Raw genomic sequence first — 20,434 nt, 5'->3', positions numbered from 1 at the left:
GCGGGGTGAGGACTAGCCTCCGTCGACCTGGTTGAGGTCGGCTGTCGTGAGGGTGCCCGCGCGGAGCTTGGCGAAGAAGTCGTCCGCGGTCGTATCGCGCAGGAGGACCGCGGAGGCGCCGGCGTTCGTTGTGAAGTTCAGCGACTCGATCGGGGGGACGCCCATCATCTGATTCGACGAGGCGCCGCGCAGCGCCCACACGAGCGACGCAACCGTCACGACAGAGGAATCCTCGTCAATCGTGAAGGACTTCGAACCGGCTCGCTCCACGCGCAGGGTCTTCGCGGGATTAACGAGGGTCGAGGGCGAGGCTGCTGAGGAAATAACCTTCGAAATCACCTGGCGCTGACGCTTCGTGCGGCCGATGTCGCCCTCAGGGTCCTGGTAGCGCATGCGTGAGAACTGCAGTGCGGTCGTGCCGTCCACCGTGTGGCAGCCGGCGCTCCACTTCAGGCCGGAGTACTGGTCGTCCGCGTCGTTGTCGTAGCACAGCTCGACGCCGCCGACCGCGTCCACCATGTCGGGCACTGCACCCATGCCGATCTGCACGAAGTGATCGACGGTGAGACCCGTCAGCTTCTCCACGGTCTCCACGAGCAGCTGCGGGCCGCCGTATGCGTAGGAGGCGTTGATCTTGTCCCAGCCGACGCCCGGGATCTCCGCGTAGGTGTCACGCGGAATCGACAGGGCGACCTTCTGCCCGTTCGGGGCGACGTTGACGAGCATGATCGAGTCGGCGCGCTCGGATTCGTTGAAGCCGTCCTGGACGGCGCCGTCGGCGCGCGAGTCGGAACCCGCCAGCAGGTAGGTCGTGCCCGGAGTGTCGGCGGCCCCCGAGAGGGCGCTCACGCGTCCCATGTTCGTGTTGGCGTCCCACATGAGGAATCCGCCCCACGCGAGGACGAGGACCAAGAACAGGCACAGGGTCTTGAGAATCGGATGGCGGCGCTTGCGTCGCCTCGGCTTCGCAGCAGGCGCCGTGGGAGCGACCGGCGCGGCCGGCGCGGGGGCCTGCGCGGGTGCACTCTGGGAGCGATTGATCGTCACCTGTCGGGGCCCGTTGCCCGACGGCGCGTACGTGCCCGAGCCGGACGAACGGCCGGAACCCGGCGCGTAGGACGGCGGGTTGGCCGCCGAGGCCGGCTGGAACGACGGCGGCTGCTGGGCCGGGGTGCGGCGAGGGAAAATCGACTGAGAGTCCCTCTGCGGCTGATCCAGCGTGCGGGGCATCAGCGGGCGAGCAGCCGCGGCCTCGTCGTCCGAGATCCTCCACATCTGCGGGGCCAGAGCCTCCGGCGGGGGAGTGGGCGCGCCACCGCGCACCTCCTCACCGACGACGTGAGCATCGTCGGATCCGGGGCGGCGTCGCTTCGGGTCAGGCGTAAATGAAGGAGGATTGCTCATTGGTTCTTCGGCGGGCAGGTGGCGGCGGTCTGCTTGGCGGCTTCCTCGTTCGCCGCGTTATTCGCGACGGAGGCGGACTGCGCGGTGTTATCCGTGGTGGCGCCCTCCGAGCTGGGGTCGGTGGTCGGCGCCTGCGTCGGAGCGGGCGTCGAAGGAGCCGTCGTCGCGGTCGGATCGGGGACCACGAGCTGCGCGCCGTTGCCGTCCGTGTAGGTCGTGCCCACGGGCAGAGCCTGGTCATTCTTCAGGGCGTTCCACACGTTGCGGGCCATCGGCTCAGAGGGGATACGGCGGTTCGGATCCCAGGAGGGCTCCTCGACCGGCATCGTCACGAACTGAATGTTGGAACGGTCGATGTTCTGCAGGACGTTGATGAGCAGGGATGCGTCCGCGCTGGCGTTGCCCAGGTTGGGGGACACGTTCACGGAGGAAATCGCGGCCTGTAGGAAGCTGATGAGCGAGCCGGGATCCGTCACGTAGTTCTTGTCCTGCAGCTCGCGCAGCATCGCGGAAATCAGCTGCTGCTGGCGACCGATACGGGAAATGTCGGAGCCGTCGCCCTGGCCCTTACGCGAGCGCATGTAGGCCAGCGCATGCGTGCCCGACAACTTCCAGCAGCCTTCGTCGATGTAGAGCTGGGCCGAGTCATCGTCGATGCGCTCGGGGATGTTGAACCAGACGCCGCCCAGGGCGTCGATCATGTTAACAAAGCCCGCAAAATCAACGACCATGAAGGCGTCGATCGACATGCCGGAGAGCTTTTCGACGGTCGAACGCACGCACGCGATGCCGGGGCCGATGTCTTCCGGTTCATCGCCACCGTTCGCGCCGTAGACCATCGCGTTGTTGAACATGTCGTCCGTGGTCGGCTCGCTGGTGGTGCCATCGCGGTGCTTACACGCCGGAATGTCCACGAGGGTGTCGCGGGGGATGGAAACGATCTGCACACGGGAGCGGTCCGCGCTGACGTGAATCACCATCGTCGAGTCGTTGCGCAGGCCGGGAACATCGTCAGCATCGCCCGCGCCCAGCTCGCCGCTGGCACCGTTACGCGAGTCGGTGCCGACCACGAGGATATTGACGGCGCGGCCTTCGAAGGAGTCCGGGGTGGCCTTGTTCTGTTCGTCGCTCGCGTAGTCGTCGATCTTGACGACGCGGTTGGCGAACTGGCTGCTCAAACTGGCGTACACGAAACCCGCCGATGACACCACGAAGAGCACGCCGGCCAGGAGCACGGCGAGCGCGCCGCGCAGGAGGCCGAAGCGTCCAAAGTTGACGGCCGAGTGCTGGATCGGTCGCAGATTCACGTTACTCATCATTCGTAACCATATCGTTATCTGACGTGTTTGTCGGTGAAGCAGGGCCGTTAGCGGCGCGTTCCACTCCGCTCGTATCAGCGTGTGAGCTGCTCGTCTCGGTGTTCGCGTCCCCCGGATCGTCGGGCGGAAGGACGTGCGCGAGGGCAAGGGACCGGGCCAGCGCCGCCATGCGCTGCTCGGTGCGGGCCTCGCGCCGATAGCCGGTCACCATCTGCGCGATCAACGCAATAACGAGGCCGTAGACGATCAGGTTGACCCCTCGCTCAACGCCGATTGCACGGGCGGCCGTGTTGGCCAGCGAGGGCACGAGGATGGCCACGATAGCAGCGGCGACGACCGCTCCGATGCCGATGCGGCGCATCGCGAGCGACGAGGCCGAGGACACCGGGCGCAGAAGCCACCACGCGGTGAGCGCGAGGGCGAGGAGCAGGAGGGCGCGGATGGCGAGGTATGCGCTCATCGTCCACCCAACGCGAGATCGACCATGATGTTGACGGAGTTGAGCAGAGGCTGGCCCTTCGCCCGCGAATAGTCGGTGTACGAAATCGTCACTGGATGCTCGGCGCCGGGCAGGCCACAGGCGGCCAGCTGGGAGACGATCTGCGAGGCGTGGGCCATGCGCGCGTGGGTGAGGTGTACGTGGGCAAGGGCGTCGGCGCGGATCACGCGCAGCCCGTTGTGCGTGTCCGTGAGATCCAGGCCCGTGCGCAGCCGGGCCACCAAAGCTCCGAGGCGCAGCATGGCGCGTTTGACCCTACCGGCTGACGACGGGGACCCCGATAGGAAACGAGATCCGAGGACGAACGCGAGGTCCTCCCGGTGTGCCCGCTCGACCATGGCTGCCGCCTCGGCGGGGTCGTGCTGACCGTCGGCATCGAAAGTAACCACGTATCGCGCCCCGCGGGCGAGGGCCGCATCGAAGCCGGTTTGGAGGGCAGCGCCCTGCCCCAGATTGAGCGGGTGTCTCGCGGTGTAGGCCCCCGCGGCGCGGGCGATGGCAGCGGTGTTGTCACTCGAGGCATCGTCGACGACGAGGACACGCGGAAAAAAGGTGCGGACTCCCGCGACGACGCCCCCGATGACGGACGCCTCGTTGAACGCGGGGATCACCACCCACGTGTCGGAGCCGATCTGCATTTGACTAGTGTCGCACATCGAGATGGCCGCGCGCCTATAGTGTTGGGTATCCGAGGCGCCGCGCGCCCCCAATGCGCGCACAAGCGCACGCAGACAACGACAGGGAGACCCCGTGATCGAGCCTAGCGCCGACGTCGCCCCCAGCGCGAACGTCGCCCCCAGCGCGCGCGTCTGGCACCTCGCCCAGGTGCGCGAGGATGCGCGCATCGGGGAGGAGACGATCGTTGGACGTGGCGCCTACATCGGCGAAGGCGTGAGGGTCGGTGCGCGCTGCAAGATCCAGAACTACGCGCTCGTCTACGAGCCCGCCTTCCTGGCTGACGGAGTGTTTGTCGGCCCCGCTGCAGTCTTCACGAACGACCACGCTCCTCGCGCAATCAACGCCGACGGCAGCCTGAAGAGCGCGAGCGACTGGGACCGGGTCGGCGTCACCGTGGAACACGGAGCAGCCATCGGAGCGCGCGCCGTGTGCGTGGCTCCCGTGCGCATTGGGGAGTGGGCGTCGGTCGGTGCGGGTGCGGTCGTCACCCGCGACGTGGCCCCCTACGCCCTCGTCGTCGGCGTCCCCGCGCGCCGCGTCGGGTGGGTTGGCGAGGCCGGGGTGCCGCTCCTGGCCGCCGACGAAGCCTCGAACGAGGCCGGGGAGCGCCTGTGGGTGTGTCCGGCCTCGGGCCGCCGCTACGTCGAGCGAGACGGTGCCCTGTCTCCCGAGGAGGCCCAGGCCTCGTCCCCGAAGAACACCGTGACATCCAATCAAACCCGCGAGGACCAGCAGTGACGCAGCCGTTCATCCCGCCCGCACGCCCGCTCATCGGCGAAGAGGAGATCGACGCGGTCGCAGCCGTCATGCGCACCGGCATGATCGCCCAGGGACCCCAGGTCGCCGCCTTCGAGGAGGAGTTCTGCGCCGCCCTGGTGCCCGGGGCACAGGCGGTCGCGGTCAACTCGGGGACCTCGGCCCTTCATCTGGGCCTGCTCGCCGCCGGGATCGGTCCGGGTGACGAGGTCATCGTCCCCTCCTTCACCTTCGCGGCCACCGCCAACTCGGTTGCCATCACGGGCGCGACTCCCGTGTTCGCCGACATCGACCCGCTCACCTTCACGCTGTCCCCGGCCGCCGTTGAAGCCGCCATCACGCCGCGCACGCGGGCCATCATGCCCGTCCACCTCTACGGCCACCCCGCCCCCATGGACGCGCTGCAGGAGATCGCTGACGCGCATGGCCTCATGGTCTTCGAGGACGCCGCTCAGGCCCACGGCGCGAGCCTGCACGGGCGCGCGGTCGGCTCTTTCGGCGCTTTCGCGGCCTTCTCCTTCTACCCGACGAAAAACATGACCAGCGGTGAGGGCGGCATGGTCACCTCGAGCGACCCCGCGATCATCCGCGGCGTGAAACTTGCGCGCAACCAGGGCATGGAGACGCGCTACGCCAACGAGATCGTGGGCCTCAACAACCGCATGACCGACATCCACGCCGCCATCGGTCGCGTGCAGCTCAGCAAGGTCGGCGCGTGGACCCGCGCACGTCAGGATAATGCCGCCTTCCTGGACGCCCACCTGCGCGGCGTCACCGTCCCGCACGTCGCGCCCGGTGCCGTGCACGTCTACCACCAGTACACGATCCGCGTGGCCGAGGACCGCGACGGCTTTGCCGCCGCCCTGCGCGAGGAATACGGCGTCGGCTCGGGCGTCTACTACCCGATCCCGAACCACGAGCTGCCATCCCTCGCCCGCTTCGCCCCCGGCCTGGAGCTGCCGGCCACGCGCGAGGCCGCCGACCAGGTCCTCTCCCTGCCGATCTACCCATCTCTCACTTCCGGCGAGCTGGAGCGCATCGCCGAGGCCGTGAACGCGCTCGCGGAAGCGGGGGCCTGACATGAGTATTCGCCTCGGAATCCTCGGCATCGGCTCGATGGGCCGACACCACGTGCGCAACGCCCGCGCCACCGCCGGCGTGGACCTCGTCGCGCTCGCGGATCCGGGCGGTGACCGCTTCGGCGTCGCCGGCGATCTGCCCGTCCTGGGTGGAGTCGAGGAACTCATCGAGGCCGGCATCGACGCCGCGATCATCGCCGCGCCCACCGCCCATCACGAGGCCGCGGCCCTGGCGCTCGCCGAGGCCGGGGTGCACGCCCTCGTCGAAAAGCCCCTCGCCACGAGCGTGGAGGCGGGCCGCCGCATCCGCGACGCCTTCGCATCCGCGGGCCTCGTCGGTGCCGTCGGCTACGTCGAGCGCTGCAACCCGGCGCTCATCGACATGCGCAGGCGGATCGCCCAGGGCCAGCTCGGCGAGATCGAGCAGATCGCGACGCGCCGCCAGTCTCCCTTCCCCGCCCGCATCAGCGACGTCGGCGTCGTCAAAGACTTGGCCACGCACGACGTGGACCTGGCCGCGTGGGTGGCCGGTGCCCCCTATGAGAGCATCTACGCGCGCACGTCCGCGCGCTCGGGTCGAGTGCACGAGGACATGATGGTCGCCTCGGGCGTACTTGCAGGCGGCGTCCTCGTCAACCACCTCGTCAACTGGCTGACCCCCTACAAGGACCGCACGACGATCGTGACGGGGGAGCGGGGCGCTCTCGTCGCAGATACCGCGATGGGGGACCTGACGTTCTACGAGAACGGCCACGCGCCCCTGCAGTGGGACGCCATCGCCGCCTTCCGCGGGGTGAGTGAGGGACAGGTCGTGCGCTACGCGCTCACCAAGCGCGAGCCCCTCGCCCTCGAACACGAGCGTTTCCGCGACGCGATCCTCGGCGTGGGAAACGAACACGTCACCATGGACGAGGCCCTGGACAACCTGCGCGTCGTCGAGGCCATCCTCGCCTCGGCCGCCACCGGTCGTTCGGTCGACCTGTAGAGCGCGGCGCTACCGCATCACATCGGCGTAGATCGCGCGTAGCTGATCCACAGATCCGCGCAGCGAGCGCTCGCGCGTCACCCACGCCCGGCACGCCGCCCCGCGATCCGCGCGCTCGTCCTCGGACCAGGCCAATGCCTCGTCGAGGGAGTGAGCGAGAGCGTCCGGCGAGCGTTCGGACGAGAGCATCGAGGCCCCGGGCGCGATCATCTCCGACGTGCCGCCCGTGCGATATGCGATGACGGGAACGCCGCACGCCTGCGCCTCGAGCAGCACGAGTCCGGCGGCCTCCTGGCGCCCCTGCGTTGGCTTCGTGGGCAGGACGAGGACGTGGGCGCGACGCATCCAGGCGCGCACCCCCTCACGCTCCAGTCGGCCCGCGAACGTCACGTGGTCGGGAGCGTGTGCGCGCAGTGCGGGTGCCAGCGGCCCGTCGCCCACGAGGACGAGGCGATGCGGGCGGCGCCCCATGAGGGTGGCGGACGCCCGGGCCAGGTCGTCCACACCCTTGAGAGAGCTGAGTGCGCCCACGAACAGGACGACGGGTTCTTCGCGCGATTCTTCTGCGTTCGGGGCGGGCGTCCACCAGTGCGTGTCCACGCCCTGGTAGTGGACGCTCAGGCGCTCCGGATCTGCTCCCGCGCCTAACGCGACATCCGCCAGGTAACGGGAGACGGCCAGCAGCCGGGTCGCCCCCTCAAAGGCAGACGTGTGGTTGCGTGCGTTCCACGCGGCGCCCGCGCCGCGCCCGAGCCTCGGGTAGGCATCCCCGCCGTGCAGCGTCACCACGAGGGGCGCGCCCGTGTCGCGTGCGGCCCCCACGGCCGGCAGGGACCAGGTCGCCTGATGCTGGTGAATGACGTCCGGATTCCAGGCGGCGATCGCGCGGCGCATCCGTCCGAGGCCTCGTGCCTGCGCGGCCACGCGAAGCGGGAGGGGACTGCCGAGCGCGCGCGGAGCGACCTCGTCGATGGGGATCGTGATGGACGGATCGGTGATGCGCGCCGCGAGCGTGAAAGCCTGCCAATCGAGCTCCGGCATCGCGAGGGCGTGCGAGAGCGCGAAGTAGGTCGGGGGAACCAGCAGGGTTCCCTTCGTCAGGGCGACCCTCATGAGTTCCACCCGAGGGTGGGTGTGGATCGGTGAGCGGGCATGCCACCATCCTAGGGGCAAGCCGCGCGCCCCAGGTGATTAAATGAGGTCATGACGAACGCACCTGCCCGCCCCGCCCGCTCGGGCGTCCTCGCGCAGGTGTTCACCCTCCTTGGCGGCACCCTCCTCGCCCAGGTCATCGCCTTCGTCGCCCAGATCGGCATCGCCCGCCTCTACACGGACACGGACCTGGGCTACCTGGGAATCTTTACCTCCGCGGCCGCGCTCGGCGCCGCCGTCGCTGGTGCTCGCTTCGACCTCAGCATCGTCCTGCCCGCTCCGGGGGACGAGGCCTCGGCCCGCTCCCTGGCCCGCCTCGCCTCGCGCTGCGTGCTGGTTGCCTCCGCTCTGGCCACCCTGATTGCGGCCGCCGCATGGCCGTGGGTGAGTGCGCGCTACGGAAGCCCGCTCGCGGGCTGGATGCTTGCCGTCGGCGTGTCCGTCCTCTTCCTGGCGCAGGGGCAGGTGTGCTCCTACTGGCTGACCCGCCACCGGCGATTCCAGGCGATCGCGAGCTCCTCCGTGGTGCGTGCCCTCGGGATCGCGGCGCTGCAGCTGGTGTGCGGTTTCCTGGCTGGTGGCGGCTTGGGTGCGGCGATTGGGGCGACAATCGCGGGCCAGGGGCTCGCCGTCGCCTACCTGTCGTGGCGCGCCCGCGACGCCCGCGAACGTCAGGACACTGATCCGACCCTGCGCGAGGTGGCCATGCGCTACCGCAAGATGGCCCTCGTGGGCGTGCCCAACGTCGTCGTCGACGCGCTGCGCACGAGCGCGATCCCGATGCTCATCGCGACGTATTCCGTGGCCTCGCTCGGCCAATTCAACTTGGCGTGGCTGGCCCTGCAGGCCCCGGTCGCCCTCATCGCTGGGGCGCTGTCGCAGGTGTACCTGCCGCGCCTGTCGGACACCCCTCCCGGTGAGATGACCCGCGTCGTTGTGCGCGTGGGCGGCATCGCCCTGGCCTGCTCGATCCCCGTTTTCGCCCTGCTCGCGTGGGTGAGCCCGGCGCTCTTCCCCCTCGTGTTCGGGGCGCGCTGGGAGGCAGCTGGGCACTTCGCTCGATCCCTGGCGCCCTGGCTGGCTCTCACGGTCGCGACCTCTCCGCTGTCGAACGTCTTCGTCGCGACCTACCACCAGCGGCGCATGCTGGCCTTCGCGTGCGTGTACTGCGCGGCGCCGCTGGCGTGGCTCGCGTGCAGCCCCTACGGAGTGGAGATCACGGTCGCGGTGCTGGGCGTCCTCATGGCTGCGCTGCTGGTGGGTATGTTGGCGATGGCTGTCCTGACGGCCCGTGCCTACGACCGGGGTGACGGCGCGCGCCCGACGGCGGCGTAGACGTGGGCGACCGCGTGATGGTCCCTCCCCAAAAGTCGCACGTAATTCCCATGTGGTCCGTTTATGCGCAAGGTCAAAAGTCTTGATATTTCGCAGTTTTTAGCGGCACTAAGAAAAGTGAGTGAACCCAAATTACGTGCGAGATTTTGGGGGAACTATTGATGTGTTGCTCGCGTGGCGAGGGCTCGCTCGTAGGCCTCACGCAGGCGGGCGGCCCCCTCCTCCCAGGTGGGGATCGCGGGAGCCGTGAAAGCCGCGATGTCCTCTCGCGTGATGCGCTCCAGGGCACCGACGAGCTCGCGCTCCGGATCTTCCAGCACCCACGTGTCGGCCTGATCTCCCAGGTATCGGCGGGCCTCGGACAGGGGGGAACACAGTGCGGGCACCCCGGCCGCGAAGGCCTCCATCATCTTGTTGGGCGTGGACATGCGGTGCGACAGGCACCCGGACTCGATGAGGCACAGCGCCACGTCAGCCCCACGTGTCATGGCCAGAACCTGGTCCGGGTCCACGGGAGGCAGGCGGTGGATGTTCGGGTGGCTCGCAGCCGCACGCTCGACCTCGGGCAGTAGGGCACCCGCGCCGACGAAGGCGACGTGCGCGTTCTGTGCCTTCTCAAAAGCGCGCAAAATCAACGGAATGTTGCGCCCCGGCGCCAGGTAGCCCGAATGCAGGTACAGGAGAGCGTCCTCGGGGATCCCCAGTTGCGCACGCAGGTCGATGACGCCCTCCGCGCCAGTCGGCGCGTTTGTTACGACGACCGGATCGACGCCCGGATATGCCTCGCGGTACCACTGCGCGATCGACTCGTTGACCACGGACACCACGTCCGCGCGGCGGATATAGCGGCGCTCGATGACGCGCTGGAGGCGCTGACGTAGCCCCGCCGACCCCACCGTCTCCGTCTCCAGCTCGTGCGCGTTGTAGGCGAACACCGCGCCCGTGCGCCGCGCCAACGCGTGCGCGAGGGGCAGCAGGAATAGGTTCTGCGCCGAGACAGCCGCGACGCGCTGCCTCGCGAACCGCCGGTACACGCGTGCCCCCCACGCCCCGACGACCCTCACCCCGCCCAAGGGCGCACCCAGGGACGCGCCCTGAATCCTCGTGAGGTGCACGGTGGGGGCCACGGCCTCGTCCGTGGGGAGCTCGCCCTGATCAATCCCGACGACGTGCGTGCGGGAGAAAAGCGGGGACAACGAGCGCGCGATCTTCACCAGCCGACCGGGCGAGGCCAGGTTCGACGGGTAGAGCAGGAGATTGAGCGCGCGATCCACGCTCCCATTGTAGGTGGGGCGGGGCACTACACTGGAGGGGAACAACGAGGCCGGAGACGGAAAGGGGAGCCGCATGCGCATCGCGGTCGTCGGCATGGGCAAGATTGGTTTGCCGCTGGCGGTGCACTACGCGCGCGGCGGGCACACCGTCGTTGGCGTGGACGTGAACCCCCGCGTGGTCGCCCTAATTAACGAGGGGGTTGAACCCTTCCCGGGCGAGGCGCACCTGGCCGAGTACCTGGCCCCGCTTGCTTCCTCCGGCGCCCTTCGCGCCACGACCGAGTACGCCGAGGCGATCTCCGGCGCCGACGCGGTCGTCATGGTCGTGCCCCTCGTCGTCGATGATGAGAGCCGCCCCGACTTCCGCGTCATGGACGCCGCGACCCGCTCGATGGCCGCCCACCTGACGCCCGGTACCCTCGTCTCCTACGAGACCACCCTGCCCGTGGGTACGACGCGCGGCCGCTACAAGCCCCTCATCGAGGAGGTCTCCGGCCTGTTCGAGGGCCGCGACTTCGATGTCGTGTTCTCGCCTGAGCGCGTCCTCACTGGCCGGGTTTTCGCCGACCTGGCGCGCTACCCGAAGCTCGTGGGGGGCCTCAGCGAATCCGGCGAGGCGCGCGGCGTTCGCTTTTATGAGGCTGTCCTCGCCTTTGATCAGCGCGACGACCTGCCGCGCCCCAACGGCGTGTGGCCGATGGGCGGGGCCGAGGCCGCCGAAATGGCCAAGCTCGCCGAGACTACGTACCGGGACGTCAACATCGGCCTGGCCAACCAGTTCGCGCGCTACGCGGACGCGGTCGGCATCGATGTCGCACGTGTGATCGAGGCCTGCAACTCCCAGCCCTACTCCCACATCCACCAGCCCGGCATCGCGGTCGGCGGCCACTGCATCCCCGTCTATCCGCGCCTCTACCTGGCCGGCGACCCGGAGGCGACCGTCGTGTCCGCGGCCCGCGCCGCGAACGCTGGCATGCCCGCCTACGCGGTCTCCCGCGCCGCCGCTCTGCTCGGTTCCCTTGAGGGGCTGCGCGTCGTGGTCCTGGGTGCCGCCTATCGCGGTGGGGTCAAGGAAACCGCGTTCTCCGGAGTCTTTGGCGTCGTCGACGCGCTGCGCGAGGCCGGGGCGCAGGTGAGCGTGCACGATCCGTTGTATTCCGATGAGGAGCTGGCAGCCTTCGGGTGGGACGCCTACCACCTTGGCGAGCCGGTGGACGTCGCCATCGTCCAGGCCGACCACGCCGCCTACCGGGACCTGGTCCCCGCCGACCTGTCCGGCGTGCGCCTCCTCGTCGACGGCCGCGCCATCACCTCGCCCGAGGCCTGGGCCGGCACCCCGCGCATCACGATCGGCGGGGGAAGCGCCCCCGCATGCTAGTCACTCTGGCGACCCGCACCTTTACACCCGAGCCTACGGCCGCCGCGCTGCGCCTCGGGGCGCTCGCCCGCGCGCTCGCCGCAGGCGGAGACAGGGTCCGGGTCCTCACCTCGCGCCTGGCTCCCTCCGTCGCTCGCGATGCCCGTCAAGGCGTAGACGGCGGCAGCGAGCCGGGGGAGGGATGCGGCCTCGTCGAGGTGCGACGTGCCCCCGTCCTGCGTGACCGTACGGGAGCGGTTCGCGGATACGTGTCCTACATGTCCTTCGATGTTCCCCTCGTCGCCCGGCTGCTCACCGGTCCGCGCCCCGACGTGGTTGTCTCCGAGCCTCCGCCCACGACCGGAGCCGCCGTCCGCATTGCATGCGCGGTGCGCCGCGTCCCCTACGTCTACTACTGTGCCGACATTGTCTCGGACGCCGCCGCGCTCGCGGGCGTGCCCAGCATCGTCGTGCGCACGGTCGCAGGGCTGGAGTCTTTCGCGCTGTGCGGTGCCCGCCGCGTCATCGCTGTCTCAGATGGCGTCGCGCGTCGTGCGCGCGATCTGGGTGCGCGCGATGTTGCGGTCGTCCCCAACGGCGTGCGCGTGCCCGACGCCGTGGTCACCGGCACCCCGGAAGGATTCCCCACCTGCGACGGCCCGGTCTTCGTCTACGCGGGCACGGTCGCCCAGTGGCTGGCCCCCGAGGTATTCGTCGACGCATTCGAGCGCGTACGAGCGCGGCTCGGGGACGCGCGCCTCGTGTTCGTGGGGCAGGGGAGTGGATGGGAAGCCCTCGCCGAGCGCTCGCGAGGCGTGGCCGGCGTCGACATGATCCCTGCCGTCAGTGCCGATGAGGCGGACCGGTGGATGGCGCGAGCCACCGCTACCCTCGCCTCGCTGCGACCGGGCGGATACGACTACGCCTACCCGACGAAGATCCTCGCCTCCCTCGCGCAGGGCACTCCCGTCATTTACGCGGGTCCGGGCCAGGCAGCCAGCGACGTCGCGGAGGGTGAGCTCGGGGTCGCGTGCAACCTCGACGTCGATGAGGTCGCCGAGGCCATGGTTGGCCTCGCGTCGGGCACTGCCGCCTGGGTGGGCGCTGAGGGTGCGCGCGCCTGGGTGAGCGCGCATCGGTCAGTCGAGGCCTCATCGCGCGCTGCGGCCGCGGTGGTTCGGTCGGCGCTCGCGTAGGCCTTCGGTTTTTCTCCCTCGGGCTGAAGCGCTGAGTGGCGTTATTCCTGGCCATGAGTGCTTTCGATGGCGCGTCGGTGCGTCCCGATGTGATTGAGCATTGGTGGAGGGGCCCCGGCCTCTTCTCACATGCGAAAAGCTATGACTTCAGTTCGTATCAATTTGTGCGTGTAACTATTCTCATGTTTACAGTTACAACATAAGCATCTACAATCACGACTGTCACATCAGCAACATGAAGGATCACTATGCGCTCCTCGTGGAGGACCATCGTCGCCGGGCTCACCCTGGCCCTCGGCGCAGCCGCAGCGGCCCTCGTGCCGCCCGCGCACGCAGCAGGTATCACGATTGCCATCGACCCCGGGCACGGCGGCTCCGACCCCGGCGCGGTCGCAAACGGCCTGCGTGAGAAGGACCTGACCCTCGCGGTCTCCCTGGCCCTGAAGGAAGAACTGGAAAGCTACGACGGTGTGCGCGTCGTCATGACTCGCACGACGGACACCCGTCCCTCGGAAAACACCAGCGCCGACCTGTCCAGCCGCGTTGAGATGGCCGCAGCCGCGGATGCGGACGCCCTCGTCTCCATCCATTTCAACTCGGGCGCGCCCATCGCGAAGGGTGCCGAGGTCTGGTACCCGAATTCCTCCTCGTACAACTACGGCACCCACACGCAGGGGCGCACCCTGTCCAACGCTATCCAAAAGCAGCTCACCGGCCTTGGTCTGGCTGACCGCGGCATCAAGACGCGCGACAACCCCTACTACGACTACCCGGATGGCTCGACCGGTGACTACTACGCCATCATCCGCCAGTCGCGCGAAGAGAACATGACCGGCGTCATCGTCGAGCATGCCTTCGTGACCTCCGCATCCGACGCAGCCCTCCTGCGCGACGAGAATTTCGTTCGCTCTCTTGGCGTTGCTGACGCGACCGGTATCGCCGAGGCCTACGGCCTGAGCAAGGGCACGTGGCGCGCCACCGGAGATTCCTGGAGCTTCATCTCCAACGGCGCGGCCAAGACCGGCTGGTTCTCCGCCGGTGGCCGCTGGTACTGGGCTGGCTCCAACAAGCAGACGATCCGCGGATGGTCCACCATCAACGGACGCCGCTACTTCTTCGACGACTCCACCGCCATGGTGACGGGCTGGAAGAAGGAAGACGGCAAGTGGTACTACCTGCGTCCTGACGGCGACATGGCCACCGGCTGGGTGAAGGTCGCCGGCTCCTGGTACTACATGAACGCCGACGGCGTCATGGTCACCGGCTGGCTCAAGGATGGCAACAATTGGTACTGGCTCCGCGCCAACGGTGCGGCCGCGACTGGCTGGACCAACGTTGATGGCGCCTGGTACCTCTTCGAGGACGACGCGCGCATGCTCACCGGCTGGCAGCTGACTGAGGATGACAACCGCTGGTACTACATGCGATCCAGCGGCCAGATGGTCACCGGCTGGCTCCTCGACGCCGGCAAGTGGTACTACCTGGATGGTGAGGGCGCCATGATGACCGGCTGGACCAAGGTGGGCGACACCTGGTACCACCTGAACTCCTCCGGCGCGATGAGCACCGGCTGGCTCCTGGATGGCGCCTGGTACTGGCTGGACCCGAACTCGGGCGCCATGGCGACGGGCACGGTCACCGTTGAGGGCCGCGCATCGAACTTCGCTTCCTCCGGCGCGTGGCTCGGCTACGCGGACGGCAGCGAGGCTCCGGCGGCCTCCCGCAGCGCCTCGCGCAGCGCCTCCGTCACGAACGCGTCCGGTCAGCGCCTCATCATGAGTGCGCCTACCGCCTCGCGCGCGGAGATTATCGACGCGATGGAAGACGCCTGGGATCAGGCCGGCTACAGCTACCCGAGCGCCCTGGCCGCTGGCGGTGCGCCGACGATCCGCGACTTCGCGTCCATCGTCTACGACGAGGCCGTGGCCGAGGGTGTGTCCCCCGAGCTGGTCTTCGTCCAGGCGATGAAGGAGACGGGCTGGCTGCGATTCGGCGGCGACGTGACCGTCAGCCAGTACAACTTCTCCGGCATTGGCGCGGTCGGCGGCGGCGCGAAGGGCGCCTCCTTCTCGGACGTTCGCACGGGCATCCGCGCGCAGGTCCAGCACCTGCGCGCCTACGCGGACTCCTCGGTGACCACGGCGTCGCTCGCAAACACGGTCGTCGACCCGCGCTTTACCTACGTGCGTAAGGGTGCGGCCCCGGTGGTCGAGTACCTGGGCATCCAGGAGAACCCCAACCGCACCGGCTGGGCCGCTGCCAAGAACTATGGCTATGACCTGGTGTCCATGATGAAGGCGTACTTCTGAGAGTTCTTCCGTGACGAGGCCGGGGCCGGCTGCGCGATTCAGCGTGGCTGGCCCCGGCCTCGTTTATCTGCGGCGCGCACATATGGTGCCCTCCGGTGCGGCATCTGCGCGACCGACTACAATCTCAAAGAGCGGTGTGTCCCCACGGCCTCGGGCCGCATGGCTGCGGACTACTACGTGTCAACGACTGTGAATGGAGGTGCCCGGGCGATGAGCTCCTACAGCGAGACGTACGCGTCTGATCCTCAGCTCTGGGACGCGGGCCCGAGCTTCCTGCTGAAGTGCCAGTACACAGACGGGACGCAGGCGGTGATTCTGTCTGGCTGGCATCGCCGGGCCATGGAATTCGAGAATCCGATCGTTCTGCCCCCGCTGGACGATGGCGAGAGCTACCGGTACTGCCCCATCGGAGCGCAAACCCATTGCGAGAATCCGTGGAACGACATCGACAGGTACGAGCTCGAGGTGTCGCTCGACGGCGCACACGACGGCGAGATCTCCTCGCTCCTTGAAAAGCTCATGGCATCGACCGTCGCTCGCGCGCTGATGGCTTCCATGCCGGAGATGATCCAGCGGGTGTCTGCGAACAAAACGAACGTGCCCCTGCAGATCGACGCCGACACGAGGATCAGGTACGTCGATCTGCTGACCCAGAACCTGCCGGCCCGTTCCGGTGATACTTCCGAGCCGCTTCGTGCACTCCACCGCTGGTGCCGGATTTTCGATATGGGCAACGGCACCGTCTCGATCTATCAGCCGGTCTCGCCAGAACAGCTCGACAACCTTCGCTGGCCGCACAACGGCATCTGGCTGAACCGCGGGCAGGCATACTTCACCGAGCCGTCGGACGTGGGCAACATCGTTGAGGCGTTCTCGATCCCCATCAAGTACGAGCAATACAACCTCGAGAACTGGCGGATTGAGTTCGAATTCTGGGAGAACGAACCCTTCCAGATCATGATCAGCGACGACTCGGAGGAAGCCGCGCAGCGCCTCGGGCGGGCGCAGCGAGAAATCGGCGTGCTCTCGCAGTTCGTGACCACGGCGTTCCTCGTGTCCAGGAACCTCGAACGCCGTTCCAAGGTCAACGAACTCGTGACCGGAAACGAGGCCCTGCAGGGCCTCGCAACGCGCAAGGTCGCCGAACTCAAGGCGACGATCGAAGAATACCGACGGCTGCTCGAGCGGGCGTCCGGCCTGCTTGCGAACACCGCTCAGTCCGTCCAGGCCGTTGCGAACCAGGAAAACGCTGAGGCCGCAGAACGAACAAACACGTTCCTTACCTTCGCGTCCGCAGTCTTTTTCGTCCCGACGCTCATCATCTCTTTCTTCTCGATGTCCATCATTGGACTCAACCAGGGCGAAACTCTTCCCTCGCTCTGGTTCGTGCTTGCCCTGTGCCTGGCGAGCGTGGTCGTCGCGATCGGCGTTCTCGTTGTCTTGAGACGTCAGCTGAGGAAGAGTCGACACAAGGCCCCAAGGAGGCGATGACGATGTTCTCCACCATCACGTCAGGCGAGATTCGGCAGGCGCTGGAGCACGTGTCGCGCCAGTACCTGGCGGGCAACCTCTCTCGGCCACAGGAGGTCGCGCACTACGACACGAACGATCTTGAAATCGGGATTACGTCCTATTCCGACGATGCGTGCGAGCAGCCGCACTTTCATACGCAGGCCACCGAGTACCAGTACATGCTGTCCGGGTGGACGCAGTACCTGGACACGGACACCGGCGAGGAGCATGAGTTCCGTGCGGGCGATTTCTACGTCATCGAACCCGGGACGACATACGCGCAGCGCTCGAAGCGGGGGACGCAGATCCTCTTCATCAAAGTTCCCTCCACCAACGACAAGAACGTCGTCACCCCCGGCCCGGATGTCGAGGCCTGGCTGGCCTCGGCCCTGACGACGACGCGCGTGGACTACTCCCACGCTCCCGATGCGCCGGCCGCCAACTCGATCGTCCCCGCAGCAGCGGTCGCCATCGAGCGCGAGGGCCACATCCTCATGCTCCAGCGCCGAGATAGCGGGAATTGGACGCTCCCGGGCGGCACCCTCGAATTCGGCGAAAGCCTCGCCGAGTGCGCGGTCCGCGAGCTCAAGGAGGAGACCGGCCTCGACGTGCGGGTAACCGGGATCGTCGGCACCTACACGGACCCGGACGTGCGCATCGCATACTCCGACGGGGAAGTGCGCCAGGAGTTCACCGTCGTCTTTCACGGGGTGTCTGAGGGCCACGAGGTGTCCCTCGACTCTGAATCCACTGGTTTTCAGTGGGTGCCGAAGGAGAAGCTCCTCGATCTGCGCCTCGCGGACTCTCAGCGTCGCAGGCTCGAAGATCTCCTGCGGTATCTGGCCAACGGCACGCAAAGGATCGCATGATGAATGACTCGACGCCGGCAATCGGCATGGACGAGAACCGGCTGCGTCACTGCCGCGGCGTGGGGATGAAGGCCTCCGAGCTGGGGCGGACCCTGTTTGGCTGGTCGGACGCCAAGTGCCGCGAGATGTTCGTGATGGGCTACCTGCATGATGTCGGCTATCAATTCGCTCAGGAACAGTCCGAGCACGAGGAACTCGGAGGCGATCTGCTGCGCTCCCTGGGGTTCACCTACTGGGCGGAGATCTTCCATCACGGCGACCCCGACAGCGACTACCAGTCGGATGAGCTCCTGGTGCTTAACCTGGCGGACATGTTGACATCGAAGGATGGCAGCGCCACGACCATCCCTGCGCGCCTGACGGACATCGCGAGTCGCTACGGCGTCGAATCAACGCAGTACGTGGCGGCGAAGAAGCTCGCAGACGTGCTCGTCGCGCAGGTGAAGGAGATCGACGGTTCGCAGGAGATCCTCAGCCAGCTCGTGTAGGCCTCTCAAGGGGCTAGCTTCTCCAGGCATCTCAGGGTTTTTCATCCCTTTCGACGAGGCCGGGGCCTCTCGGGTGGGAATGCGCCGTCATCGCTGGCTTGCCTCCCCCTTTCATCTCGCACGTAATTCCCATGAGGTTTGTTTTACGGTGTCAAGATAACGTTGGAATATCAACGTTGCGGTTTCAAAAGTTGAAAGAGCCGCCGGGAAATTACGTGCGGAATTGGTGGGGATGTGTAGCGGTGCTCTGGGGTGTCCCGGTGGTGTGGGGCTCCAGTGATGCTGTGCTCCGGTGCTTGAGCACCCACAGCTGCCCTCGGTCATGTGCGCCCGGATAGGGCGTGCGCATCTGGATAGGTTATGCGCATCTGGATAGGTTATTGCGTTCTGGATAGCTTATTTTCCTATCCAGAACGTCGTTTCCTATCCACAACAGTGTTTCCTATCCAGAACCGCCCTCCGCTGGAGGGTAGTGACACGCGAGAGCAGCGCGGAGTCGAACGTGCGCGACGATGAGCGCACCTTCCATGAGTGACCAGGCGTAAAGCGAGGCCCCGGGCGCTTTTCAGAAGCGTCCGGGGCCCTCGTACGTGTAGAGGTCAGCCGCGCAGAGAAGCGACGTAGGAGTCGATGCGCTGCGAGGAATCCTCGGGGGTGAAGCCCGTGGCCTTGATCTTCGTCAGGTCCAGGACGGAGGACAGGGGGCGCGGAGCCACCTCGCGGCCCGCGAAGTACTCCTCCGTCGTCACCTCGGTGACGTCTTCCGGATCGCGGCCGCACAGCTCGAACACGCGCTTGGCGATCTGCGCCCAGCTCATGATCGGTCCCTCGCCCGACAGGTTGTAGGTGCCAAACGGGGCGTCGCTGGTCAGCAGGTGAATGATGCCCTTGGCCAGGTCGGAGGTGAAGGTCAGGCGACCCACCTGGTCGGACACGACCGAGGGGGAGGTGCCCTGATCCGCCAGGGACGCCATGGTCTTCAGGAAGTTCTTGCCATCGCCCACAACCCAGGAGGTGCGCACGATGTAGTGCTTCGGCGTCGAGGCAACAGCGGCGTCGCCGCCCGCCTTCGACTGGCCGTACGCGCCCAGGGGAGAGGGGGCCTCGTCCTCGAGGTGCACGTCCTGCGTGCCATCGAAGACGTACTCCGTCGAGATGTGAACCATCGTCGCGCCGTGAGCCGTCGCCTCGCGCGCCAGGATCGCCGGGCCTGTCGAGTTTGCCTGCCAGGTCGCGCGGCGACCCTCGGGCGTCTCAGCGCCGTCCACGTTCGTCCACGCGGCCGCGTTGATCACCACGTCGATGTCGTCCCACGGCAGAGCGGCCACCTGCTCGGCGTCGGAAATCGACACCTCGGGCAGGTCCACGCCCGTCACCGTGAAGCCGGCCTCGGGCAGTGCGCGCATGAGCTCGCGGCCCAGCTGGCCGTTCGCGCCCGTCACGAGCGCGCGGCGACCCACGGGAGCCGGGGCAGGGAAGGGAGTCACATCCGCCATGCGCGGGTGAGCCTTGTCCTTGTCGGACAGGATGGCGCGCTCGAGCGGGATCGGCCAATCCACGGCGGCCGTCTCGTCAGCCAGGTTCAGGAAGGTGTAGCGCGCATCCGGCGACCAGTGGTCGTTGACCAGGTACGTGTAGGCCGTGTTCGGCTCCAGGGTCTGGTAGGAGTTGCCCACGCCCTTGGGGACGAACACCGCGACGCCCGGATCGATGATCGTCGTGTAGACGGTGCCGAAGGATGGGCCCTCGCGCAGGTCCACCCACGCGCCAAACACGCGGCCGGTCGCGACCGACACGAACTTATCCCACGGCTCCGCGTGAATGCCTCGCGTCACCCCGACCTCGTCGTTGAACGAGATGTTGTTCTGCACGGGCTGGAAATCCGGCAGGCCCAGCGCGACCATCTTCTCGCGCTGCCAATTCTCCTTGAACCAGCCTCGGTTATCGCCGTGAACAGTCAGATCAATGCGCAAAAAGCCGGGGATCGGCGTGGTCGTAATCCCCAGGGGCTTAGCGGTGGGCGCCATGGTTCTTCCTTACGTGCGTGGTTTTTGTGCGGACGCAACATTCCATGTAAATACTATCCGATCTGCACCCCCGCGGCGGTGTGCGCCGCCCCATGGGCGCGCGGAGGGGCAAAGTTGTGGAAAAATACTGTTGTATAGGGATAATTGTCAACGACGCGCGACCCACACGAGGACGCGCCGGGAAGCGGAGGCAAC

At 67.4% G+C, this 20,434-nt stretch carries 17 protein-coding genes; 10 read left to right on the top strand and 7 right to left on the bottom strand.

The window, feature by feature from the left end:
* Positions 1-12 precede the first annotated feature (12 nt).
* Genes JJJ16_RS05790 through JJJ16_RS05775 form a run of 4 tightly spaced genes read right to left on the bottom strand, consistent with a single transcriptional unit; the run spans position 13 to position 3,860 of the window.
* On the bottom strand, positions 13-1,404 hold the full coding sequence (locus JJJ16_RS05790) for an LCP family protein (protein ID WP_219751719.1): 1,392 nt from the start codon (positions 1,402-1,404) through the stop codon (positions 13-15).
* Complete coding sequence (locus tag JJJ16_RS05785) at positions 1,401-2,723, bottom strand: LCP family protein (RefSeq protein WP_219751718.1); 1,323 nt, start codon at positions 2,721-2,723, stop codon at positions 1,401-1,403. The genes JJJ16_RS05790 and JJJ16_RS05785 overlap by 4 nt, the downstream gene beginning before the upstream one ends.
* Positions 2,713-3,183: a DUF2304 domain-containing protein gene (locus JJJ16_RS05780; RefSeq protein WP_219751717.1), complete on the bottom strand. Its 471-nt coding sequence runs from the start codon at positions 3,181-3,183 to the stop codon at positions 2,713-2,715. Before JJJ16_RS05780 ends, JJJ16_RS05785 begins: the two co-directional genes overlap by 11 nt.
* Positions 3,180-3,860, bottom strand: a complete 681-nt coding sequence (locus tag JJJ16_RS05775) for a glycosyltransferase family 2 protein (protein ID WP_225905007.1) — start codon at positions 3,858-3,860, stop codon at positions 3,180-3,182. Before JJJ16_RS05775 ends, JJJ16_RS05780 begins: the two co-directional genes overlap by 4 nt.
* Positions 3,861-3,972: 112 nt before the next feature.
* Between JJJ16_RS05775 and JJJ16_RS05770 the strand changes: the two genes are divergently transcribed.
* The 3 genes from JJJ16_RS05770 to JJJ16_RS05760 are packed head-to-tail and all read left to right on the top strand — an operon-like array spanning position 3,973 to position 6,720.
* Positions 3,973-4,638 (top strand): acyltransferase, encoded by a 666-nt coding sequence (locus JJJ16_RS05770; protein WP_219751715.1) that lies wholly within the window; start codon positions 3,973-3,975, stop codon positions 4,636-4,638.
* On the top strand, positions 4,635-5,735 hold the full coding sequence (locus JJJ16_RS05765) for a DegT/DnrJ/EryC1/StrS family aminotransferase (RefSeq protein WP_219751714.1): 1,101 nt from the start codon (positions 4,635-4,637) through the stop codon (positions 5,733-5,735). The genes JJJ16_RS05770 and JJJ16_RS05765 overlap by 4 nt, the downstream gene beginning before the upstream one ends.
* Before the next feature lies 1 nt (position 5,736).
* Positions 5,737-6,720, top strand: coding sequence for a Gfo/Idh/MocA family protein (locus tag JJJ16_RS05760; protein ID WP_219751713.1), 984 nt, complete (start codon positions 5,737-5,739; stop codon positions 6,718-6,720).
* A gap of 9 nt (positions 6,721-6,729) precedes the next feature.
* Here the strand turns inward: JJJ16_RS05760 and JJJ16_RS05755 are convergent, their stop codons facing one another.
* Complete coding sequence (locus JJJ16_RS05755) at positions 6,730-7,833, bottom strand: glycosyltransferase (protein ID WP_219751712.1); 1,104 nt, start codon at positions 7,831-7,833, stop codon at positions 6,730-6,732.
* Positions 7,834-7,923: 90 nt separating this feature from the next.
* Here JJJ16_RS05755 and JJJ16_RS05750 point away from each other — a divergent pair, with 90 nt between their 5' ends.
* Entirely contained in the window at positions 7,924-9,207 is a 1,284-nt protein-coding gene (locus JJJ16_RS05750; RefSeq protein WP_219751711.1) for a lipopolysaccharide biosynthesis protein, read from the top strand.
* A gap of 155 nt (positions 9,208-9,362) precedes the next feature.
* Here JJJ16_RS05750 and JJJ16_RS05745 read toward each other — a convergent pair whose 3' ends face one another.
* On the bottom strand, positions 9,363-10,562 hold the full coding sequence (locus JJJ16_RS05745) for a glycosyltransferase (RefSeq protein ID WP_219752003.1): 1,200 nt from the start codon (positions 10,560-10,562) through the stop codon (positions 9,363-9,365).
* Here JJJ16_RS05745 and JJJ16_RS05740 point away from each other — a divergent pair.
* The 6 genes from JJJ16_RS05740 (at position 10,555) to JJJ16_RS05715 (ending at position 18,212) form a co-directional block, all read left to right on the top strand.
* Positions 10,555-11,859 carry a nucleotide sugar dehydrogenase gene (locus JJJ16_RS05740; protein WP_219751710.1) on the top strand — a complete coding sequence of 435 codons (1,305 nt, stop codon included), beginning with the start codon at positions 10,555-10,557 and terminating at the stop codon, positions 11,857-11,859. The two genes, JJJ16_RS05745 and JJJ16_RS05740, sit on opposite strands and share 8 nt — an antisense overlap.
* Positions 11,853-13,034, top strand: a complete 1,182-nt coding sequence (locus JJJ16_RS05735; protein ID WP_219751709.1) for a glycosyltransferase — start codon at positions 11,853-11,855, stop codon at positions 13,032-13,034. Before JJJ16_RS05740 ends, JJJ16_RS05735 begins: the two co-directional genes overlap by 7 nt.
* 248 nt (positions 13,035-13,282) lie before the next feature.
* Positions 13,283-15,343, top strand: coding sequence for an N-acetylmuramoyl-L-alanine amidase (locus JJJ16_RS05730; protein ID WP_219751708.1), 2,061 nt, complete (start codon positions 13,283-13,285; stop codon positions 15,341-15,343).
* A gap of 210 nt (positions 15,344-15,553) precedes the next feature.
* On the top strand, positions 15,554-16,834 hold the full coding sequence (locus JJJ16_RS05725) for a CorA family divalent cation transporter (RefSeq protein ID WP_225905006.1): 1,281 nt from the start codon (positions 15,554-15,556) through the stop codon (positions 16,832-16,834).
* A complete protein-coding gene (locus JJJ16_RS05720; protein WP_219751707.1) occupies positions 16,831-17,724 on the top strand; it encodes an NUDIX domain-containing protein in 894 nt (297 codons plus the stop codon). The genes JJJ16_RS05725 and JJJ16_RS05720 overlap by 4 nt, the downstream gene beginning before the upstream one ends.
* Positions 17,724-18,212: an HD domain-containing protein gene (locus JJJ16_RS05715; RefSeq protein ID WP_225905005.1), complete on the top strand. Its 489-nt coding sequence runs from the start codon at positions 17,724-17,726 to the stop codon at positions 18,210-18,212. Before JJJ16_RS05720 ends, JJJ16_RS05715 begins: the two co-directional genes overlap by 1 nt.
* A 599-nt stretch (positions 18,213-18,811) precedes the next feature.
* On the opposite strand, the gene JJJ16_RS05710 is transcribed toward JJJ16_RS05715, so the two are convergent.
* Positions 18,812-20,239, bottom strand: a complete 1,428-nt coding sequence (locus JJJ16_RS05710) for a sugar nucleotide-binding protein (RefSeq protein WP_219751705.1) — start codon at positions 20,237-20,239, stop codon at positions 18,812-18,814.
* Between the last annotated feature and the right edge of the window lie 195 nt (positions 20,240-20,434).

It is taken from the genome of Schaalia sp. ORNL0103 (assembly GCF_019429565.1).
In the GTDB taxonomy this organism is placed as follows: Bacteria; Actinomycetota; Actinomycetes; order Actinomycetales; family Actinomycetaceae; genus Pauljensenia.
This window is presented reverse-complemented; position numbering and strand designations above follow the sequence as displayed.